Source organism: Nocardia sp. NPDC055321 (genome assembly GCF_053645575.1).
Window position 1 is genome coordinate 1 of the sequence record NZ_JBSHMS010000071.1, and the last position, 2,627, is coordinate 2,627.

The window sequence follows — 2,627 nt, forward strand, 5'->3', positions numbered from 1 at the left end:
TGGTCCTGGGGGGCCCCCCCGGGGGCGGGGGCCGCCCCGGGGTGGCGCCCCGGGGGGGGGGTTTGCGGGCGGGCCCGGGGGCCTTGGGGGGGGGCGGGGCGGGCGGGGGCGCCACCGGCAGCCCCCGCACCCCTGGCGGGAGCCGTCGGCCGTCCATCGCACCGAGGGTCGGGACAAACCTCGGGTCGACGTAGCCGATCGGCTCCTGGTTTCGGGGAGCTTGGCGGCGTGCGCCGAGTTTCAGGGCGAGCGGGGAGCAGCCGTTGGGTGCGGACTTCCGGCTCCGAACGGGCCGGCGATGTGGACGTTCCGGTTGTCGATCCTCACATGCCGGGGACCTTCCGGACTCACGGCGGCCGGCGCGGTGAGAACATCCCGACGCGACGGCCTCCGCTCGGGGGTGATGTCGCTCGGGGCGGGCCCGGTCGACTGGAAACCGCTGTCACGCGGGTGCGCTCGGAGTGGATACCGTTGGTGCCGTAGCAGTTCGACGCACATGCGCGGTGGCCCGAGGGATAGTCGATCGAAGCTCGTCGCGGATGGTCTTCTCGTCGTCTCCACGCGCGGTCAGTGCGTTCCGGTGCGGGCGGCCGGCTCGGGGATGTCGTTCTCCGGCGTGCAGCGGGACAGCTGGGCGTGGATCAGGGGGTGTGACTCCAGGGGATAGGCGAGGTCCACCGGGAACGGGCGGGGGATGGGGAGGTCGGTGTGGGGCAGGGCGCGGCGGAGGGCGTTCGGCCAGGTGGGTGCGTCGATGTCGGTGTGCGGGAACAGGTATCGGGCGCCCTCGCGGATGGTTTCGTGTGACTCGCCGCTCGGGTCGATCCAGCGCATGTGATCGGTGTCGGAAAGGTAGACGCGCCAGGGCTGTTTTCCGCTGTCCGCCAGCAGCTTCAGGCGGCAGTGGTGGCTGCACAGCACCGATCTCGCGGCGGGGTCCGAGGGGACGGCGCGTAGTGCCCGGACCGGCTTGAACTGTGCCACAACTGTTTCGGCGGCGGGCATGGTGCAGCCGGGGAACCGGCAGTGTCCATCCACGGCCCGCACTTCGCGCGGTGGCGCGGCGGTGAAGGGGCGCAGTCGCACGCGCGGTACCAGGTTTCCCCGGTCGACCGAATACGCCACGACCGGTGGCGAATCCGCCGGCTCCGCGGGTGCCGGGTCGTCGATCCGGGCGGCGGGCGCGTGCGGGTTCAGGCGTTCGGGCCGGGACCAGTCGTCGAGCACCGGTCTCGCGCTCAGTCTTTCCCGGTTCGCCTTGGCCCAGAGCGCGGCCTCGGTCTGCGGCCGCCGCGAACTCGGATGCACCTGACCCGGCCGGGGAGCGGTGTCGTTCACGACCGGTCGCGGTTCCTCGATCTCGGCGCGCACCGCGACCACGTTCGTGGATTTGCGCTGCCGTGGAACGGAATCGGCCCGCGGTGGTGCGCTGTCCGTATCTCCTGTCTGTGCTTCCGTCGCGGCCTGCTGTTCGTCCGGGAAGTACTCCGGAATCACCTGGAACCGAGCGTGTTCGGCGAGCGTGCGTGCCAGCGCCGGGTCGATCGGCCCGTATCCGGAGAGGAACGCGGGATCGTCGCGCAGTCCGAGCAGCGTGTCCGCGGAGACGCCGACCTGCACGAGCGGGCGCCGGGTGCTGACCGGCGCGGTGGCGGCCGGGCAGAGTTTGCCGCGCCCGCACCGGCAGCCGAGCTGGGTGCTGCCCTCGGCGAGCGCGACGAGCGCGTCGGACCGCCGCTGCGGCATGGTGCGCGGATCGTGGTCGCAGACCTGCAGCGCCATCTCGCGCAGCCGCATGGCGAGGGTCTGCGCGCCGGCCGCGGGTAGCAGCCCGTCGAACACCGCCATCCCGTCCTCGACGGCGCGGATCCGAATGTCGCGGTCCTCCTCGCGCGCTTCGCGGCGGCGCCGCTCGCCGTCGGGGTCGAGCCGGATGAGCCAGCGCCGTGCGGTCTGCCGCAGCCGGGCCGGGTCCGAGCGGATGGCGGTGTCGATCAGCCGAGGTTCGAGCGCGTCGCGCACCTCGCGGGAGAGCCCGCGCATGCTCTCGACGATCACCTGGACCCGGGAGAGGTCGATGCGCCCGGCCGCGAAGGCGAGCTTGGTCTGCGGTAGCGAGTCGAGCGCGAGTCCGATGTCGATGAGCGCGGCGGCCACCCCTTCGGAGACCCGGACGGCGACGGCGATCTCGGCGGCCGCGAACTCCCCGGCCCGCGTGCCGCCCGGCCCGGGTTCGGCGTTCTCGGCGCGATGCCGCCGATACACCTCCCGCACCGCCGTGACCTCCGCCGCGTGCGCGAAAGCCGCCGCTCCGTGTGCCCGCCGCAGCGCATCGATCAGCTCTTCGTCGCCCATCGCCTCCACCTCTCTGCTGTCGAACATGTGTTCGAGGCTACCCCCGGAAGATCGTCATTGCCAGCCTTTACCCAGGCGATTTGGTTTGTCCGACACACCTCGTGTAACTTCGTTCAAGCAAGCGGGGCACGCCCCGCGAGCGAGAACTGAACACGGGGCTATGGCGCAGCTGGTAGCGCACCACACTGGCAGTGTGGGGGTCAGGGGTTCGAGTCCCCTTAGCTCCACGTATAAAGGTCAGGCCCGGCGGATTCGCCGGGCCTGACCATTTT

1 protein-coding gene and 1 tRNA gene are annotated in these 2,627 nt (G+C 71.8%); one reads left to right on the forward strand and one right to left on the reverse strand.

Features of this window, described 5'->3' with window-relative positions; genetic code table 11:
* Positions 1–567: 567 nt before the first annotated feature.
* Positions 568–2,382 (reverse strand): DUF222 domain-containing protein, encoded by a 1,815-nt coding sequence (locus ACWIGI_RS41620; RefSeq protein WP_454209217.1) that lies wholly within the window; start codon positions 2,380–2,382, stop codon positions 568–570.
* A gap of 127 nt (positions 2,383–2,509) precedes the next feature.
* Between ACWIGI_RS41620 and ACWIGI_RS41625 the strand changes: the two genes are divergently transcribed.
* Positions 2,510–2,582 (forward strand) — tRNA-Ala (locus ACWIGI_RS41625).
* The last annotated feature ends 45 nt before the right edge of the window (positions 2,583–2,627 follow it).

Coding starts and splice junctions, on each gene's coding strand:
- ACWIGI_RS41620 (WP_454209217.1), bottom strand. CDS start 2,382: ATGTTCGACAGCAGAGAGGTGGAGGCGATGGGCGACGAAGAGCTGATC.